Here is a 17,954-nt window from a genome sequence, read left to right on the forward strand (position 1 = left end):
TCCTCCCGACTTTTACGTCGTATGGTTTAGGTTTTTTAGATTAAAGCGGTAAAACAAATCGTTTCAGCTGCCCCGCAAGGAGCTCCCTCCCGTTTGACCGGGAGGAACATCAGACTAGTCGAGACTGGTCTTAATGGTTTTCTTCGTGCGCCATCGACAGGTAGACGATGGTCAGCATCATGAAGATGAACGCCTGCAGGGTGATGATCAGGATGTGGAATACAGCCCACGCCCACTGCAGAACAACGCCCAGGCCGCTGAGCCAGAGCAGGCCGCTGCCGAACATCACAGCGATCAGAATGAACACCAGCTCGCCGGCATACATGTTGCCGAACAGACGCAGAGCCAGAGAGATCGGCTTGGCGATCAGGGTGACGAATTCCAGCAGGAAGTTCACCGGGATCAGCAGGGCCTGAACGAAGATGTTCTTGCTGCCGAACGGGTGCAGGGTCAGTTCGCCGATGAAGCCACCGATGCCCTTGACCTTGATGCTGTAGAAAATGATCAGTGCGAACACCGAGAACGCCATGCCCAGAGTCGCGTTCGGGTCGGTAGTCGACACGGCGCGGAACGGGATGTGGGCATCGCCGGAGATCAGGATGGCCAGCTGAGGAATCCAGTCGACCGGTACCAGGTCGACGGCGTTCATCAGGAACACCCAGACGAAGATGGTCAGTGCCAGCGGTGCAATCACCGGGCTACGGCCATGGAAGCTGTCTTTCACGCTGCCATCGACGAATTCGACCAATACTTCAACGAAGTTCTGCAAGGCACCCGGCTGACCCGAAGTCGCTTTCTTTGCCGCCATGCGGAAAAGAAGAACGAAGATCAGACCCAGCGCGACCGACCAGCCGAGGGTATCGACGTGGAAAGCCCAGAAGCCCATTTCCTTGGCTTCTGCTGCGGTGTGGGCAAAGCCCCAGCCGCCGTTGGGTAGCTGACCGAAAGTCAGGTTCTGCAAGTGGTGCTGGATATAGCCCGAAGCGGTTGTCTCTGCCATGGTTGCCTCAAACGCCCTAAGGTCTCGAAAGTCTTGTTCTCATCAGCAGGGGAGCGAACCAGCTGACCGACTGCGTCAGCACGAACACGCCGAATACTGCGATCGGCGCCAGTGGCTTCACACCTGCGAACACCAGTGCAAACAGCACTGCCGTCAAAATAAGTTTGCCTGCCTCGCCGGCATAAAAAGACCGGACGATGGACTGGGCTGCTCGGGCGCCGGAAAACCGAAATGCCCTGTGAGCGAAATAAACATTGGGCAGCAAGGCTATCAGGCCTCCGCAAAGTCCCGAGTATCCGGCAACGACTCCATGCCATTGCCAGAGCGCCAAAGCGGCAATGAGCAGAATGACAAATTGAGCCATCAACACCGGAAAAACCGCCAGGCGATGGAAAGGCAAGCGGTTTGGCGTGCGGGTTTCCATCACAGTTGCTCTCCAATGGTCGGCTGCCGAAATTCAATAACTTGGCATAATTTGTGCCGACAAAATGCGCGCAGAGTATAGGGGCGGTTCTGCCCCTATTCAACTGTCAGGTAGTGATTTCCGACTGCGCGCTACATGAGGAAATGTTTCAGCGGATGTGTGCGAGCACACCTTGAAGCTCGTCGAGCGAGTTATAACCAATCACCAATTGGCCCTTGCCCTTCTTGCCATGGCGAATCTGCACCGCAGAGCCTAGGCGCTCGGCCAAACGCTGCTCGAGGCGAGCGATGTCCGGGTCGGGTTTGGCAGCTTCCACAGGCTCCGGTTTGCCACTCAACCACTGGCGAACCAGTGCCTCGGTTTGGCGCACGGTCAGCCCTCGTGCGACAACATGTCGCGCCCCTTCGACCTGCTGATTGTCCGGCAGACCGAGCAAGGCACGCGCGTGACCCATTTCCAGGTCACCGTGCGACAGCATTGTCTTGATCACTTCAGGCAGTGCAATAAGTCGCAACAGGTTAGCCACAGTCACCCGCGACTTACCCACAGCCTCGGCAACCTGCTGCTGAGTCAGCTGGAATTCCTGCTGCAAGCGCTGCAAGGCGACGGCTTCTTCGATCGGGTTGAGGTCTTCACGCTGGATGTTCTCGATCAGCGCAATCGCAATGGCGGTTTCATCCGGCACATCGCGAACCATCGCCGGGATGGTTTCCTGCCCGGCCTGCTGACTGGCGCGCCAGCGGCGTTCACCGGCAATGATCTCAAACCGACCGCCGCCAATCGGGCGCACCACGATCGGCTGCATCACGCCTTGGGCCTTGATCGACTGCGCCAGCTCTTCCAGGGCCTGCGGGTCCATGTCACGGCGCGGCTGATATTTGCCACGCTGCAGCAGGTCCAGCGGCAGGTGTTGCAGTTCGCGGGTGTCGGCCTGCGCGGCTTGTTCTTCCAGCGCGCTGACCGTCGGACCACTCAGCAGTGCATCCAGTCCACGTCCGAGACCTCGTTTCTTGACGGCCATGGGGATTCCTTAAGTTGGCTGAGCAGCAGCAATGCGTGAATTTTTGCGCTGACGACGAACCATCTCGCCTGCCAGAGCCAGATAGGCCAGGGCACCACGCGATTGCTTGTCGTAAGCCAGCGCCGGCATGCCGTAGCTCGGTGCTTCGGCCAAGCGAATGTTGCGCGGGATCACCGTGTCGTACAGCTGATCGCCGAAGTGTTCCTTGAGCTGCGCCGAAACATCGTTCATCAGGCTCAGGCGCGGGTCGTACATGGTCCGCAGCAGGCCTTCGACTTTCAGGTTCGGGTTGAGCAACTCGGCGATGCGCTTGATGTTATCCACAAGGTCGCTCAAACCTTCCAGCGCAAAGTATTCGCACTGCATGGGGATAATCACCCCGTCAGCGGCGACCAGTGCGTTGAGTGTGAGCATCGACAGCGACGGTGGGCAGTCGATCAAAATGTAATCGTAGTTGTCACGGATCGGCGCCAGCGCGCTGCGCAGACGGCTTTCCTTCATCTGCATTTCCAGCAGCACCACTTCGGCCGCGGTCAGATCGCGGTTGGCCGGCAGCAATTGATAACCGCCGTGCTCGGAGAAGTGCATGGCCTGACCCAGATCGCATTCACCGATCAGCAGATCGTAGACCGAGTTTTCCAGACCATGTTTATCCACACCGCTACCCATGGTGGCGTTGCCCTGTGGATCGAGATCGATCAACAGCACCCGGCGCTTGGTCGCGACCAGGGATGCTGCGAGGTTGATGCAGGTGGTGGTTTTGCCCACACCACCCTTCTGGTTCGCTATCGCGAATACCTTAGCCATTCTTGCTTGTGTTCCCAATCATGCCGTGCGGCGCAGTATCAGCAGATGGCGTTGGCCTTGGCAACCGGGGACGGCCAGGGCGTGTTCGCTATCGAGTTTGAAATCTGCCGGCAATGCTACCAGCTCATCGGCCGGATGAACGCCCTTCATTGCCAGCCAGCGTGTATCGGCATCGCCCAAGTGGCGAGTCCAGTTGGTGAAGTTTTCCATGCTGCTGAAGGCCCGGGAAATGATCCCGTTGAATGGTTGCGCAGGCTGGAACGCTTCGACGCGACTGTGGATAACTTGCAGGTTATCCAGCTTCAGTTCGAGTTTGACCTGAGTCAGAAAGCGGGTTTTCTTGCCATTGCTGTCCAGACAGGTCACCTGCGAGTCCGGATACAGGATCGCCAGCGGAATACCAGGCATGCCACCACCACTGCCGACATCGAGCCAGCGACCGTTTTCGATAAACGACATCACGCTGAGACTATCGAGCAAGTGCCGCGAAACCATTTCGTCCGGATCGCGCACAGCGGTCAGGTTGTAGGCCTGGTTCCATTTGATCAACAGGGCCAGGTAACCCAGCAGCAATTTGTGCTGGGTTTCTGTGAGATTGACACCGAGCTCGCGGGCTCCTGTGGATAACTCTTCGGCGTGTTGCGAAGTGACCTTGGCACTCAAGCGCTTTGCTCCAACTGACGGCCCGCGCCGCGTTTTTTCAAATGAATCATCAACAGCGAAATCGCCGCCGGGGTTACGCCCGGGATCCGCGAAGCCTGGCCCAGCGTTTCGGGACGTGTGGCGCCGAGCTTGCTCTGGATCTCCTTGGACAGACCGGAGATGTTGGTGTAATCGATATCCACAGGCAATTTTGTGTCTTCGCTGGCACGCAGACGAGCGATTTCGTCCTGTTGGCGGTCGATGTAACCGGCGTATTTGGTCTTGATCTCAACCTGCTCGGCGACCTGTGGATCTTCGGCGCCCTGCCCGGTCACTTCGACCAGACCGGCGTAATCGATTTCCGGACGGCTCAACAGGTTGAGCAGGTTGTACTCGTGAGTCAGCGGCGTGCCGAACTTGTCAGCAATAGCATCGCCCTGCGGAGTATTTGGCCGCACCCAAGTGCTTTTCAGGCGCTGCTCTTCAAGCTCGATGCTTTCGCGTTTCTTGCAGAAGGCCGCCCAGCGCGCGTCATCGACCAGACCGAGTTCGCGACCTTTTTCGGTCAGGCGCAGGTCGGCGTTGTCTTCGCGCAGAATCAGGCGGTACTCGGCGCGAGAGGTGAACATGCGGTACGGCTCTTGGGTACCGAGGGTGATCAGGTCGTCGACCAGAACGCCGATGTACGCTTCATCGCGGCGCGGACACCAGGCTTCTTTGCCCTTGGCCCGCAGCGCAGCGTTGGCGCCGGCGAGCAGACCTTGAGCGCCGGCTTCTTCGTAACCGGTGGTGCCGTTGATCTGCCCGGCGAAGAACAGACCGCCGATGACTTTGGTTTCCAGACTGTACTTCAGATCGCGGGGATCGAAGTAGTCGTACTCGATCGCATAACCCGGACGCACGATGTGCGCGTTTTCCATACCGCGGATCGACTGCACGATCTGCAATTGCACGTCGAACGGCAGGCTTGTGGATATCCCGTTCGGATACAGCTCATGGGTGGTCAGACCTTCCGGTTCGATGAACACCTGATGGCTTTCCTTGTCGGCAAAGCGATGAATCTTGTCTTCGATCGACGGGCAATAACGCGGGCCGACACCTTCGATTTCACCGGCAGCGGAATACATCGGCGAACGATCAAGATTCGCCGCGATGATTTCGTGGGTACGCGCGTTGGTATGGGTGATCCAGCAACTGACCTGGCGCGGATGCTGCTCCTTGCTGCCCATGAACGACATCACCGGGATCGGAGTGTCACCCGGTTGCTCGGTCATCACCGAGAAATCCACAGATTTGCCATCAATACGCGGCGGTGTACCGGTTTTCAGGCGCCCGACACGCAATGGCAACTCACGCAGACGGTGGGCCAGAGCAATCGACGGTGGATCACCCGCGCGACCGCCAGAGAAATTCTGCAAACCAATGTGGATAAGTCCACCGAGGAAGGTACCAGTGGTCAACACCACGGAATCGGCGAAGAAGCGCAGACCCATCTGTGTGACAACACCACGGACTCGCTCCTGCTCAACGATCAGGTCGTCAGCAGCCTGTTGAAATATCCACAGGTTCGGCTGGTTTTCCAGGATTTCGCGGACAGCGGCCTTGTAGAGAATCCGGTCGGCTTGCGCACGGGTCGCCCGTACTGCCGGGCCTTTGCGGCTGTTCAACACACGAAACTGGATGCCGCCCTTGTCGGTAGCCATGGCCATCGCGCCGCCGAGGGCATCGATTTCCTTGACCAGATGGCTTTTGCCGATGCCACCGATGGCCGGGTTGCAACTCATGGCGCCGAGGGTTTCCACGTTATGCGTCAGCAACAGGGTTTTTGCCCCCATGCGTGCTGACGCCAGTGCTGCCTCGGTACCGGCATGACCGCCGCCGATGACGATCACTTCAAAACGGGAAGGGAAATCCACCACGCACCTCGTGCCTGCTTAAGTAGGTCATTCAGGAAATATTGAAACCAGGTTTCTGGACCTGGTCGGCAAGTATAGGGACTTCGCCCTTTCTAAAGAACCCTTTGCACAAAATTTAACCAGCTGTGGAGAACTCTAGGTTAAAAGAATAAAAAAGAGAGAAATTTATAAAACCTTTGTTTTTATGTTTATTCTTACTGAGCACCATTTCTGTGGATAGATCTCTACAGGCCATGTTTTACAATGTGTACAGAGATTAAAAACCCTGTGCTCATGTGGCAATGAGGCCCTTGGATAACCGGTGTAAGCCTGTGGATGAAAGGGGTGGTTATCCACAGCGTGGGTTATCTCCAGTTTTGAGGCCCTGTTATCAACTGCCCTCAGTGGCAGTTATTCACAGGGCTTAATCCACAGAAATTTGATGGAGGAAGAGGTACCGGGCAGCCGAAAACCGCTCAGGGAGAAAAAATCTGCCCGGCACTCTTGGAGGATTTTAGAAAAGAGGAAAGCAGACAGGTCGCGAACGGACCTGTCTGTGAATAGCAGGAGGGTTATTTGCCAATGCAGAAGCTGGAGAAAATCCGTCCGAGCAAATCATCAGAACTGAACGCCCCGGTAATTTCACCCAGGGAATGTTGAGCCTGGCGCAAATCCTCAGCGAGCAACTCCCCAGCGCCCGCCAGGGTCAGTTGCGCGCGGCCATGTTCCAATGCCGCGCTGGCGTGGCGCAGTGCCTCCAGATGCCGGCGACGTGCGCTGAAGCTGCTTTCCGAGGTCTGCTCGTAACCCATGCACGCCTTTAGATGATCACGCAGCAGATCGAGGCCTTCGGCAGACTTGGCACTGAGACTGATGGTCACGTGGCCGTCGTCACTGGTTTCCAGAGCAATCGCTTCACCGGTCAGATCGGCTTTGTTCCGGATCAGGGTGACTTTCGCCGGATCCGGTCGAGACTCAAGGAATTCTGGCCACAAGGCAAAAGGATCCAGTGCTTCTGGTGCGGTCGCATCGACCACCAGCAAAACCCGATCCGCTTCACCGATGGCTTTCAACGCCCGTTCCACACCGATCTTTTCCACATGATCATCGGTGTCACGCAGTCCTGCAGTATCGACCACATGCAACGGCATCCCGTCGATGTGGATATGTTCGCGCAAGATATCCCGCGTAGTACCGGCAATCTCGGTGACGATGGCGGCTTCGCGACCGGCCAATGCATTCAACAGGCTGGATTTACCGGCATTCGGCCGCCCAGCGATGACGACTGTCATACCATCACGCAACAATGCGCCCTGCCCCGCTTCGCGCAGCACTGTGGATAACTCATCGCGTACCTTATCGAGCATGCCCAATACATGACCGTCGGCGAGAAAGTCGATTTCCTCTTCCGGGAAGTCGATGGCGGCTTCGACGTAGATACGCAAACCGATCAGCTGCTCGGTCAAGTTATGCACACGCTGGGAAAACGCACCCTGCAATGAACGCAGTGCATTGCGCGCAGCCTGTGCAGAACTGGCTTCGATCAAATCGGCAATTGCTTCGGCCTGGGCCAGATCGAGTTTGTCATTGAGGAAGGCGCGCTCGCTGAATTCACCTGGACGGGCCAGACGGCAGCCCAGTTCCAGACAACGCTTGAGCAACATGTCCAGAACGATCGGGCCGCCATGGCCCTGCAATTCCAAGACGTCTTCGCCGGTAAACGAGTTCGGACCCGGAAAATACAAAGCCAGACCTTCGTCCAGCACCTGCTGGTCGTCACTGAAAAACGGCCCGTAATGGGCGTAACGTGGTTTCAGTTCTCGGCCGCTGATGGCTATTGCCGCAACGCTGGCCAACGGCCCGGAAATACGGACGATGCCCACACCGCCGCGCCCTTGAGCGGTGGCGACAGCGGCGATGGTTTCACGGGGTGTGCTCATAAAGCGGCATCCAGACAAAAGTGGCAGATAGCAAAACGCCCCACTAGGGGGCGCTTTGAGTGGTGTTATCCACAGTGCAAGTTACGCCTCGGCTTTTTTCGTCGCCGCTTCGATCTTACGCGTGATGTACCACTGTTGTGCAATCGACAGGCAGTTGTTCACAACCCAGTACAGTACCAGGCCCGCCGGGAACCACAGGAAGAAGAAGGTGAAGATGATTGGCATCATTTTCATGACCTTCGCCTGCATCGGATCCGGAGGCGTCGGGTTCAGCTGCTGCTGGATGAACATGGTTGCGCCCATGATGATCGGCAGAATGAAGAACGGATCCTTGATCGACAGGTCAGTGATCCACAGCATGAACGGCGCCTGGCGCATTTCCACGCTTTCCAGCAGAACCCAGTACAGCGACAGGAAGACCGGCATCTGCACGAGGATCGGCAAGCAGCCGCCCAGTGGATTGATCTTCTCTTTCTTGTACAGCTCCATCATGGCCTGCGACATTTTCTGCCGGTCATCGCCATGTTGCTCTTTCAGCGCAGCCAGTTTCGGAGCCACGGCACGCATGCGCGCCATCGATTTGTAGCTGGCGGCCGACAGCGGGAAGAAAATCCCTTTGATCAGCATGGTCAGGAAGATGATCGACCATCCCCAGTTACCGACAATGGCGTGGATATGTTGCAGCAGCCAGAAGATCGGCTGGGCAATGAACCACAGAATGCCGTAGTCGACGGTCAGTTCCAGACCTGGGGACAACTCTTTCAGTACAGCCTGACTCTTCGGACCGGCGTACAGCACAGCACTGGTTTCAACTTTCGCACCCGGAGCAGCGGTCAGAGTCGGACCGGTGTAACCAATGATGTAGTTGCCTTTGCTGTCTTTACGGGTCTGGACGATGTTGTTTTCGCCCTTGGCCGGAATCCACGCGGTCACGAAGTAGTGCTGCAACCAGGCTACCCAACCACCGGTGACCGTTTCCTTGAGCTGCGCCTTGTCCATGTCCTTCATCGACACTTTCTTGTACGGCTCGGAACTTGTCCACAGGGCGGCGCCCAGGTAAGTCGCGGTGCCAGTAGCAGTGGTCGACGAAGGATCAGCGCTGGCGTCGCGCTTCAACTGGGCAAACATTGCGCCGTTCCAGGGCTGAGCGCTCTGGTTATCCACAATGTAGGAGACAGCGACGTCGTACAGGCCACGTTTCATGGTGAAACGCTTGATGTAGTTGACGCCGTCCTTGCTGAATTTCAGGTCAACGACGAGTTGATCCTGACCGTCAGCCAGTTGGTAAACCTTCTTCTCCGAGGAATAAACCGGACGACCGGCCGGGTTTGCATCCGGGCCGTTGGTACCGATCAGACCGCTTTGCGCCAGATATACACGTTCGCCGCCGTTATCGAACAGCTGGAACGGAACGTCAGGACGATCCTGACGACGTGGATACAAAGGCAGAGTCAGTTGCGCAACGTCGCCACCCTGTGGATCGATCGCCAGATCGAGCACATCGGTCTTGACCTGAATCAGATCCTTGCTGGCGGCGACCGGCGTTTCGGCAGGTGCGCTGGTATCGCTGGCGGCGCGCGGAATATCGTCACTGGCAGCATTTGTGCCAGTGGCGGTGTCCGGCAAACCGGATGTAGTCGTACTGGAAGCAACATTCTGAGTCGGCAGGGCAGCCTGGCCATAATCCTGGTTCCATTTAAGAACCATGACGTAGGACACGATTGCCAGGGCGACGATCAGGATCGTGCGTTTGATATCCATGATTACTCGGCCATCGAAGAAGAACGGGAGGTAGGGACAGGTGGAACCGGGTCATAACCACCGGGATTCCACGGATGACAGCGACCTAAACGACGAAAGGTCAGCCAGCCACCGCGCAGAAGGCCATGATTTTCAATGGCTTCATACGCGTAGCAGGAACAACTGGGGTAGAAGCGACAGTGGCTGGCCATTAAAGGACTAATGGCATAGCGATAAAACTGGATCGGAACGAGGGCCAGTTTACGCATCGGTACTGTCTACCCCTACAGTTTCGGTTTTGACTGCCGGAACGGGCTTGTTGCGTGCCAGACGCTTCCAGAGTTTGCCGAAATGCTGAATCAATTCGGGGTTTTCTACATCACCCAAACCTTTGCGCGCGACGATAACGATGTCCCAGCCGACCAGTGAATCCTGGTGCAGACGGAACGATTCGCGCATCAGACGTTTGAGGCGATTGCGCTCAACGGAGAGCTTTACGCTCTTTTTCCCGATAACCAGCCCGAGACGGGGGTGATCAAGATCGTTGTTGCGTGCAAGGAGCAGGAGATTTTTCCCCGGAACCTTGCCGGTAGGGGAGTCAAAGACTGCCTTGAAATGCCGGGGGGTAAGCAGACGCTTTTCCCGACTGAAGTCCTGACTCACCTCCAGTACCGGATTATCAAACTGCCAGACGCGCACGACCTTTGGCGCGACGACGCGACAGGACTGCGCGGCCGTTCTTGGTAGCCATGCGAGCACGGAAACCGTGGGTACGAGCGCGTTTGATAGTGCTTGGTTGGAAAGTACGTTTCATGTCGTGTTACCTGGTTCGTCCACAACGGGCCGGAATGGCCCCCGTTTTAAGAGACCGGGGATTCTAGAGAAAGCAAGCCTTCAGGTCAATTTCCAACCAGCGTTTCCTTATAAATAGATCAGGGCAGGGTTTGAGCTCGAAAGCCTGTCAGCCAGATATAGAAATAAAGAAGGGAATTATTTAAAGCTTTTCTGTAAAGCTTGTAAAAGCTAGACACGCCATCTTCTGTGGATAACTGCCATGGGGCCTTATTCTTCGGGGTGTACAGAGAATGACAACTACAGTGGAAAACCGTGTTCAGCCTGTGCTGCGCTATCGGAAAAGCTGTGTGTGAAAGGGCTTGTTATCCACAGGCTGGTTATCCACCGGGTTTAGCCCCCAGTTGTCCAGTGCCCTCAGAGGTGTTTATCCACAGGGCTTATTCATGTGCCGTTGGTCGCCTTTTAATGCTTTAACGCATTGATAAATGATGGAGATGGACCTACCTGCATGTGGATAAGTGAACCGCTCGCCGCTACAATGGCCGCTTGTTTTTGCCTCACCGGCTTTCAACTTAGGGGATATCCGTGTCAGTGGAACTTTGGCAGCAGTGCGTGGAGCTTTTGCGCGAAGAGCTGCCTGCCCAACAATTCAACACCTGGATCCGTCCACTACAGGTCGAAGCCGAAGGCGACGAGTTGCGCGTCTACGCACCGAATCGATTCGTGCTGGACTGGGTCAACGAAAAGTACCTGGGCCGCGTCCTTGAATTGCTGGATGAGCACGGCAATGGCTCGACACCGGCGCTGTCCTTGTTAATAGGCAGCAAGCGCAGCTCGGCACCTCGTGCCGCACCCAATGCGCCGCTGGCGGCCGCGCAAGTTGCTCAGGCGCAGGCCAATAATGTGCCAGCGAGCAATCCGGCACCGACGCCAGCCCCTGCTCCGGCCAAACGTTCCACACAGAAGGCCGCTGAAGTCAGCGAAGAGCCTTCCCGCGACAGCTTCGACCCGATGGCCGGCGCCGCTTCGCAGCAGGCCCCGGTTCGCGCGGAGCAGCGCACCGTGCAGGTAGAAGGTGCGCTCAAGCACACCAGTTACCTGAATCGCACGTTCACCTTCGAAAACTTCGTTGAAGGTAAATCCAACCAGCTCGCCCGTGCGGCGGCCTGGCAGGTGGCGGACAATCCCAAGCACGGTTACAACCCGCTGTTCCTTTATGGTGGTGTCGGCCTGGGTAAAACCCACTTGATGCACGCGGTGGGCAACCATCTATTAAAGAAGAATCCGAATGCCAAGGTCGTGTACCTGCATTCCGAGCGCTTCGTGGCCGACATGGTCAAGGCGTTGCAACTGAACGCCATCAACGAATTCAAGCGTTTCTACCGTTCGGTGGATGCCTTGCTGATCGACGATATTCAGTTCTTCGCCCGCAAGGAGCGTTCCCAGGAAGAGTTTTTCCACACCTTCAACGCGCTGCTTGAGGGTGGTCAGCAGGTCATTCTCACCAGTGACCGCTACCCGAAAGAAATCGAAGGCCTTGAAGAACGCCTCAAATCCCGCTTCGGCTGGGGCCTGACCGTTGCGGTCGAGCCGCCTGAGCTGGAAACCCGCGTGGCGATCCTGATGAAGAAGGCCGATCAGGCCAAAGTCGAGTTGCCTCACGATGCCGCATTCTTCATTGCCCAGCGCATTCGCTCCAACGTCCGTGAGCTGGAAGGTGCGCTGAAACGCGTAATCGCCCACTCGCACTTCATGGGCCGCGACATCACCATCGAGCTGATCCGCGAATCCCTCAAAGACTTGCTGGCGTTGCAGGACAAACTTGTTTCTGTGGATAACATTCAGCGCACCGTCGCCGAGTATTACAAGATCAAGATTTCCGACCTGCTGTCCAAGCGCCGTTCGCGCTCGGTGGCTCGTCCGCGTCAGGTGGCCATGGCGTTGTCCAAGGAACTGACCAACCACAGCCTGCCGGAAATCGGCGATGTGTTTGGCGGCCGCGACCACACCACCGTGCTGCACGCCTGCCGCAAGATCAACGAACTTAAGGAATCCGACGCGGACATCCGCGAGGACTACAAGAACCTGCTGCGTACACTGACCACTTGATGAACACCAGCGCAGCTTATTAAGGCAAGGGACTAGACCATGCATTTCACCATTCAACGCGAAGCCCTGTTGAAACCCCTGCAACTGGTCGCAGGCGTCGTCGAGCGCCGACAGACCTTGCCGGTACTGTCCAACGTGCTGTTGGTCGTCGAAGGCCAGCAACTGTCGCTGACCGGTACCGACCTGGAAGTCGAGCTGGTCGGTCGTGTGCAACTCGAAGAGCCGGCCGAAACCGGTTCCATCACCGTGCCGGCGCGCAAGCTGATGGATATCTGCAAAAGCCTGCCCAACGATGCGCTGATCGACATCAAGGTCGACGAGCAGAAGCTGGTGGTAAAGGCCGGTCGTAGCCGCTTCACCCTGTCGACCCTGCCGGCCAACGATTTCCCGACCGTCGAAGAAGGCCCGGGCTCGCTGACCTGCAGCCTGGAGCAAAGCAAACTGCGTCGTCTGATCGAACGGACCAGCTTCGCCATGGCCCAGCAGGACGTGCGTTACTACCTCAACGGCATGCTGCTGGAAGTTTCCGCTGGTGTGATCCGCGCCGTGGCCACCGACGGACACCGTCTGGCAATGTGTTCGATGCAGGCCGATATCGGTCAGCCGGATCGCCATCAGGTGATCGTGCCGCGCAAAGGTATCCTCGAACTGGCGCGTCTGCTCACCGAGCCGGATGGCAATGTCAGCATCGTCCTCGGCCAGCACCACATCCGCGCCACCACGGGCGAGTTCACTTTCACCTCGAAACTGGTCGACGGTAAATTCCCGGATTACGAGCGCGTCCTGCCGAAAGGTGGTGATAAGCTGGTACTCGGCGATCGTCAGGCGTTGCGTGAAGCGTTCAGCCGTACCGCGATTCTGTCCAACGAGAAGTACCGCGGTATCCGTCTGCAACTGGCCAGCGGTCAGTTGAAGATCCAGGCCAACAACCCGGAGCAGGAAGAAGCGGAAGAAGAAGTGGGCGTTGAATACAACGGCGGCTCGCTGGAGATCGGCTTCAACGTCAGCTACCTGCTCGACGTGCTGGGCGTGATGACCACCGAGCAGGTTCGCCTGATCCTGTCCGACTCCAACAGCAGTGCGCTGGTGCAAGAGTCCGACAATGACGATTCGGCTTACGTTGTCATGCCGATGCGTCTGTAATCAGCTTATCCTGAATGTCGTTAAGTCGTGTTTCGGTCACCGCGGTGCGCAATCTGCACCCGGTGACCTTCTCCCCCTCCCCCCGCATCAACATTCTTTACGGCGCCAACGGCAGCGGCAAAACCAGTGTTCTGGAAGCCATTCATCTGCTGGGGCTTGCCCGTTCGTTTCGCAGCACGCGGCTGTTGCCCGTCATTCAGTACGAACAGCTCGCCTGTACCGTATTCGGTCAGGTTGAGCTGGCTGAAGGCGGACACAGTGCGCTGGGGATTTCCCGCGACCGTCAGGGCGAGTTCCAGATTCGCATCGATGGCCAGAACGCCCGTAGCGCTGCGCAGCTGGCGGAGATCCTGCCGCTGCAGTTGATCAACCCGGACAGCTTCCGTCTGCTGGAAGGCGCGCCGAAGATTCGCCGGCAGTTTCTCGACTGGGGCGTGTTCCACGTCGAACCGCGTTTCATGGCCACTTGGCAGCGTTTGCAGAAGGCGCTGCGCCAGAGAAACTCCTGGCTGCGGCATGGTACACTTGACGCCGTTTCGCAAGCGGTTTGGGACAGGGAACTGTGCCAGGCCAGCGCTGAAATCGATGAATACCGCCGCGCTTACATCACAGCCTTGAAACCGGTCTTCGAACAGACCTTGAGCGAACTGGTTGAGCTCGAGGGTTTGACGCTCAGCTATTACCGAGGCTGGGACAAGGACCGCGAATTGAGCGCCGTACTCGCCGGTTCCGTGCAACGGGACCAGCAGATGGGGCACACCCAGGCCGGACCGCAACGAGCTGATTTGCGTCTCAGATTGGGCGCACACAATGCCGCGGACATTTTGTCCCGGGGTCAGCAGAAGTTAGTGGTGTGTGCACTGCGGATTGCCCAAGGGCACCTGGTCAGCCAGGCCCGTCGCGGACAGTGTATTTATCTGGTGGATGACTTGCCGTCCGAGCTGGACGAGAGCCACCGTCGCGCGCTATGCCGCTTGCTGGAAGACTTACGCTGCCAGGTGTTTATCACCTGTGTAGATCACGAATTACTGAGGGAAGGCTGGCAGACGGAAACGCCAGTCGCTTTGTTCCACGTGGAACAGGGCCGTATCACCCAGACCCACGACCATCGGGAGTGAAGGCATTGAGCGAAGAAAATACGTACGACTCAACGAGCATTAAAGTGCTGAAAGGCCTGGATGCCGTACGCAAACGTCCCGGTATGTACATTGGTGACACCGACGATGGCAGCGGTCTGCACCACATGGTGTTCGAGGTGGTCGACAACTCGATCGACGAAGCCCTCGCCGGCCATTGCGACGACATCAGCATCATCATTCACCCGGACGAATCCATCACCGTTAAAGACAACGGTCGTGGCATCCCGGTAGACGTGCATAAAGAGGAAGGCGTTTCCGCCGCCGAGGTCATCATGACCGTCCTCCACGCTGGCGGTAAGTTCGACGACAACTCCTACAAAGTATCCGGCGGTCTGCACGGCGTAGGTGTGTCGGTGGTGAACGCGCTGTCCGAAGAACTGGTCCTGACCGTTCGCCGCAGTGGCAAGATCTGGGAACAGACCTACGTCCACGGCGTGCCTCAGGCACCGATGGCCATCGTTGGCGACAGCGAAACCACCGGTACCCAGATCCACTTCAAGGCTTCCAGCGAAACCTTCAAGAACATTCACTTCAGCTGGGACATCCTCGCCAAGCGCATTCGTGAACTGTCCTTCCTCAACTCCGGTGTCGGCATCGTCCTCAAGGACGAGCGCAGCGGCAAGGAAGAGCTGTTCAAGTACGAAGGCGGCCTGCGTGCGTTCGTTGAATACCTGAACACCAACAAGACTGCGGTCAATCAGGTGTTCCACTTCAACATCCAGCGTGAAGACGGCATCGGCGTGGAAATCGCCCTGCAGTGGAACGACAGCTTCAACGAGAACCTGTTGTGCTTCACCAACAACATTCCGCAGCGCGACGGCGGCACTCACCTGGTGGGCTTCCGCTCGGCACTGACGCGTAACCTGAACAACTACATCGAGCAGGAAGGTCTGGCGAAGAAGCACAAAGTCGCCACCACCGGCGACGATGCCCGTGAAGGCCTGACCGCGATCATCTCGGTGAAAGTGCCGGATCCGAAGTTCAGCTCGCAGACCAAAGACAAGCTGGTGTCTTCCGAAGTGAAGACTGCAGTGGAACAGGAGATGGGCAAATACTTCTCCGACTTCCTTCTGGAGAACCCGAACGAAGCCAAGCTGGTAGTCGGCAAGATGATCGACGCCGCCCGTGCCCGTGAAGCTGCGCGCAAGGCCCGTGAGATGACCCGCCGCAAAGGCGCGCTGGACATCGCCGGCCTGCCGGGCAAGCTCGCCGACTGCCAGGAAAAAGACCCGGCGCTGTCCGAACTGTACCTGGTGGAGGGTGACTCCGCGGGCGGTTCTGCCAAGCAGGGACGTAACCGCAAGACCCAGGCGATCCTGCCGTTGAAGGGCAAGATCCTCAACGTCGAGAAAGCGCGTTTCGACAAGATGATCTCGTCCCAGGAAGTGGGCACGCTGATCACCGCGCTGGGCTGCGGCATCGGTCGTGAAGAGTACAACATCGACAAGTTGCGCTATCACAACATCATCATCATGACCGATGCTGACGTCGACGGTTCGCACATCCGTACCCTGCTGCTGACCTTCTTCTTCCGTCAGCTGCCGGAGCTGATCGAGCGTGGCTACATCTACATCGCCCAGCCACCGCTGTACAAGGTCAAGAAAGGCAAACAAGAGCAATACATCAAAGACGACGACGCCATGGAAGAGTACATGACGCAGTCGGCCCTGGAAGATGCAAGCCTGCACCTGAACGAAGAAGCCCCGGGCATTTCCGGTGAAGCGCTGGAACGTCTGGTGAACGACTTCCGCATGGTCATGAAGACCCTCAAGCGTCTGTCGCGTCTGTACCCTCAGGAGCTGACCGAGCACTTCATCTATCTGCCGGCCGTCAGTCTGGAAACCCTGGGCGACCACGCAGCGATGCAAGAGTGGCTGGCCCAGTACGAAGTTCGCCTGCGCACCAACGAGAAGTCCGGCCTGGTCTACAAGGCCAGCCTGCGTGAAGATCGCGAACGTGGCGTCTGGCTGCCAGAGGTCGAACTGATCTCCCACGGCCTGTCGAACTACGTCACCTTCAACCGCGACTTCTTCGGCAGCAACGACTACAAAACCGTTGTCACCCTGGGCGCGCAACTGAGCACCCTGCTCGATGAAGGCGCGTACATCCAGCGTGGCGAACGCAAGAAAGCCGTTACCGAGTTCAAGGAAGCCCTCGACTGGCTGATGGCCGAAAGCACCAAGCGCCACACCATCCAGCGCTACAAAGGTCTGGGCGAAATGAACCCGGATCAGCTGTGGGAAACCACCATGGACCCAAGCGTGCGCCGCATGCTGAAAGTCACCATCGAAGACGCCATCGGTGCAGACCAGATCTTCAACACCCTGATGGGTGATGCGGTCGAACCTCGCCGAGACTTCATCGAGAGCAACGCACTGGCGGTTTCCAACCTGGACTTCTGATCCTGTTTGCTACCCGCTCATGAAAAACCCCGGCCAATGCCGGGGTTTTTTTTGCCTCACTCATTCCCAGTGCCGACACTCTCCAACCGATACCCATACCCATAAATTGTCAGCAACTGCCAACCCCGATCCGCTGTCAGCCCGAGCTTGTTGCGTAATCGGTAGATATGCGTATCCAGTGGCCGCGAAGAAGTTGTCTCCTCGTTCGGCCAGAAGCGCTCGTACAGGTAATCCCGCGACAATGGCCGCCCCAGGTTACTGAACAGGCAGCGCGCCAAGCGGTATTCGCGTTCGGTCATGAGGATCGGTTTGCCTTCACGGGTGACGGTCAGTTCGGCGTCGTCGAAAGTCAGATCGTGAAACGTCTGTATTTCGCCCGCCGCGCTGCGCGGTTGGCTATGCCGACGCAATACCGCAGCCACCCTCGCCTTCAACTCATTGGGGCGAAACGGCTTACTGACATAATCGTCAGCCCCGGCATTCAAGGCTTGAACGATATCGCTCTCGCCATCGCGGCTGGTGAGCATGATTGCAGCGGGTGGCGCGTCCATGTGTTCGCGGGTCCAGCGCAGCAGTGCCAGACCCGTGAGATCAGGAAGTTGCCAATCGAGAATCAACAGGTCGAAGGTTTCCCGGCGCAGCTGGCGCAACAAGTCTTCGCCGCGCTCGAAGCTGTGCAGTGACCACGGCTGTTCGCCAGCTTCGGCCATTTGCTCCAGGGTTTGCTCGACCCGGCGCAGTTCGGCGGGTTCATCGTCCAGAATGGCAACGCGCATCGGCGGTGTTCCTTGTCGCTGGGGCTGGGATGTCGACAATAGCGACTCCCCGGCCGCGATGAAAGAAGCAGCCCGTCGGTGGTCGACGTCCGCTATGATTCTTCGGGTCTACGCCTCCGAC

The 17,954-nt window shown here is 57.6% G+C and carries 16 protein-coding genes; 4 read left to right on the forward strand and 12 right to left on the reverse strand.

The features are described from left to right. Positions 1 to 130 precede the first annotated feature (130 nt). From atpB to rpmH, 11 genes are all read right to left on the reverse strand, one after another. Positions 131 to 1,000 (reverse strand): F0F1 ATP synthase subunit A, encoded by an 870-nt coding sequence (gene atpB / locus ACZ9BE_RS24535; protein WP_016772402.1) that lies wholly within the window; start codon positions 998 to 1,000, stop codon positions 131 to 133. Positions 1,001 to 1,016: 16 nt separating this feature from the next. Further along, positions 1,017 to 1,424 carry a F0F1 ATP synthase subunit I gene (locus tag ACZ9BE_RS24540; protein ID WP_016772401.1) on the reverse strand — a complete coding sequence of 136 codons (408 nt, stop codon included), beginning with the start codon at positions 1,422 to 1,424 and terminating at the stop codon, positions 1,017 to 1,019. 148 nt (positions 1,425 to 1,572) lie between these two features. Continuing rightward, positions 1,573 to 2,445 (reverse strand): ParB/RepB/Spo0J family partition protein, encoded by an 873-nt coding sequence (locus ACZ9BE_RS24545; RefSeq protein WP_007960777.1) that lies wholly within the window; start codon positions 2,443 to 2,445, stop codon positions 1,573 to 1,575. Positions 2,446 to 2,454: 9 nt separating this feature from the next. After that, positions 2,455 to 3,252 carry a ParA family protein gene (locus tag ACZ9BE_RS24550; protein WP_016772400.1) on the reverse strand — a complete coding sequence of 266 codons (798 nt, stop codon included), beginning with the start codon at positions 3,250 to 3,252 and terminating at the stop codon, positions 2,455 to 2,457. 18 nt (positions 3,253 to 3,270) lie between these two features. Beyond that, positions 3,271 to 3,915, reverse strand: a complete 645-nt coding sequence (gene rsmG, locus ACZ9BE_RS24555; protein ID WP_095182341.1) for a 16S rRNA (guanine(527)-N(7))-methyltransferase RsmG — start codon at positions 3,913 to 3,915, stop codon at positions 3,271 to 3,273. Beyond that, entirely contained in the window at positions 3,912 to 5,810 is a 1,899-nt protein-coding gene (gene mnmG / locus ACZ9BE_RS24560) for a tRNA uridine-5-carboxymethylaminomethyl(34) synthesis enzyme MnmG (RefSeq protein ID WP_252868519.1), read from the reverse strand. Before mnmG ends, rsmG begins: the two co-directional genes overlap by 4 nt. Positions 5,811 to 6,361: 551 nt before the next feature. Continuing rightward, positions 6,362 to 7,729 (reverse strand): tRNA uridine-5-carboxymethylaminomethyl(34) synthesis GTPase MnmE, encoded by a 1,368-nt coding sequence (mnmE, locus tag ACZ9BE_RS24565; protein WP_041476524.1) that lies wholly within the window; start codon positions 7,727 to 7,729, stop codon positions 6,362 to 6,364. Between the two features lie 81 nt (positions 7,730 to 7,810). Beyond that, a complete protein-coding gene (gene yidC, locus ACZ9BE_RS24570) occupies positions 7,811 to 9,490 on the reverse strand; it encodes a membrane protein insertase YidC (protein WP_041476523.1) in 1,680 nt (559 codons plus the stop codon). Between the two features lie 2 nt (positions 9,491 to 9,492). Beyond that, positions 9,493 to 9,738 (reverse strand): membrane protein insertion efficiency factor YidD, encoded by a 246-nt coding sequence (gene yidD / locus ACZ9BE_RS24575; protein WP_027901580.1) that lies wholly within the window; start codon positions 9,736 to 9,738, stop codon positions 9,493 to 9,495. After that, positions 9,731 to 10,132: a ribonuclease P protein component gene (gene rnpA / locus ACZ9BE_RS24580; RefSeq protein ID WP_024014946.1), complete on the reverse strand. Its 402-nt coding sequence runs from the start codon at positions 10,130 to 10,132 to the stop codon at positions 9,731 to 9,733. Before rnpA ends, yidD begins: the two co-directional genes overlap by 8 nt. Before the next feature lie 16 nt (positions 10,133 to 10,148). Next, positions 10,149 to 10,283: a 50S ribosomal protein L34 gene (rpmH, locus tag ACZ9BE_RS24585; RefSeq protein ID WP_003213577.1), complete on the reverse strand. Its 135-nt coding sequence runs from the start codon at positions 10,281 to 10,283 to the stop codon at positions 10,149 to 10,151. A gap of 566 nt (positions 10,284 to 10,849) precedes the next feature. Here rpmH and dnaA point away from each other — a divergent pair. From dnaA to gyrB, 4 genes are read left to right on the forward strand one after another with little or no spacing between them, the layout of a single operon-like run. Further along, complete coding sequence (gene dnaA / locus ACZ9BE_RS24590; protein ID WP_024014947.1) at positions 10,850 to 12,373, forward strand: chromosomal replication initiator protein DnaA; 1,524 nt, start codon at positions 10,850 to 10,852, stop codon at positions 12,371 to 12,373. Positions 12,374 to 12,412: 39 nt separating this feature from the next. Then, positions 12,413 to 13,516: a DNA polymerase III subunit beta gene (gene dnaN, locus ACZ9BE_RS24595; protein ID WP_016772390.1), complete on the forward strand. Its 1,104-nt coding sequence runs from the start codon at positions 12,413 to 12,415 to the stop codon at positions 13,514 to 13,516. A 14-nt stretch (positions 13,517 to 13,530) separates the two neighbouring features. Next, positions 13,531 to 14,634: a DNA replication/repair protein RecF gene (gene recF / locus ACZ9BE_RS24600; RefSeq protein WP_016772389.1), complete on the forward strand. Its 1,104-nt coding sequence runs from the start codon at positions 13,531 to 13,533 to the stop codon at positions 14,632 to 14,634. Between the two features lie 5 nt (positions 14,635 to 14,639). Continuing rightward, positions 14,640 to 17,057 carry a DNA topoisomerase (ATP-hydrolyzing) subunit B gene (gene gyrB / locus ACZ9BE_RS24605; protein WP_024014948.1) on the forward strand — a complete coding sequence of 806 codons (2,418 nt, stop codon included), beginning with the start codon at positions 14,640 to 14,642 and terminating at the stop codon, positions 17,055 to 17,057. A gap of 56 nt (positions 17,058 to 17,113) precedes the next feature. Here the strand turns inward: gyrB and ACZ9BE_RS24610 are convergent, their stop codons facing one another. Beyond that, complete coding sequence (locus ACZ9BE_RS24610; RefSeq protein ID WP_073470814.1) at positions 17,114 to 17,833, reverse strand: response regulator transcription factor; 720 nt, start codon at positions 17,831 to 17,833, stop codon at positions 17,114 to 17,116. Positions 17,834 to 17,954: the final 121 nt, after the last annotated feature.

This window comes from Pseudomonas sp. TE9122, from assembly GCF_056278925.1.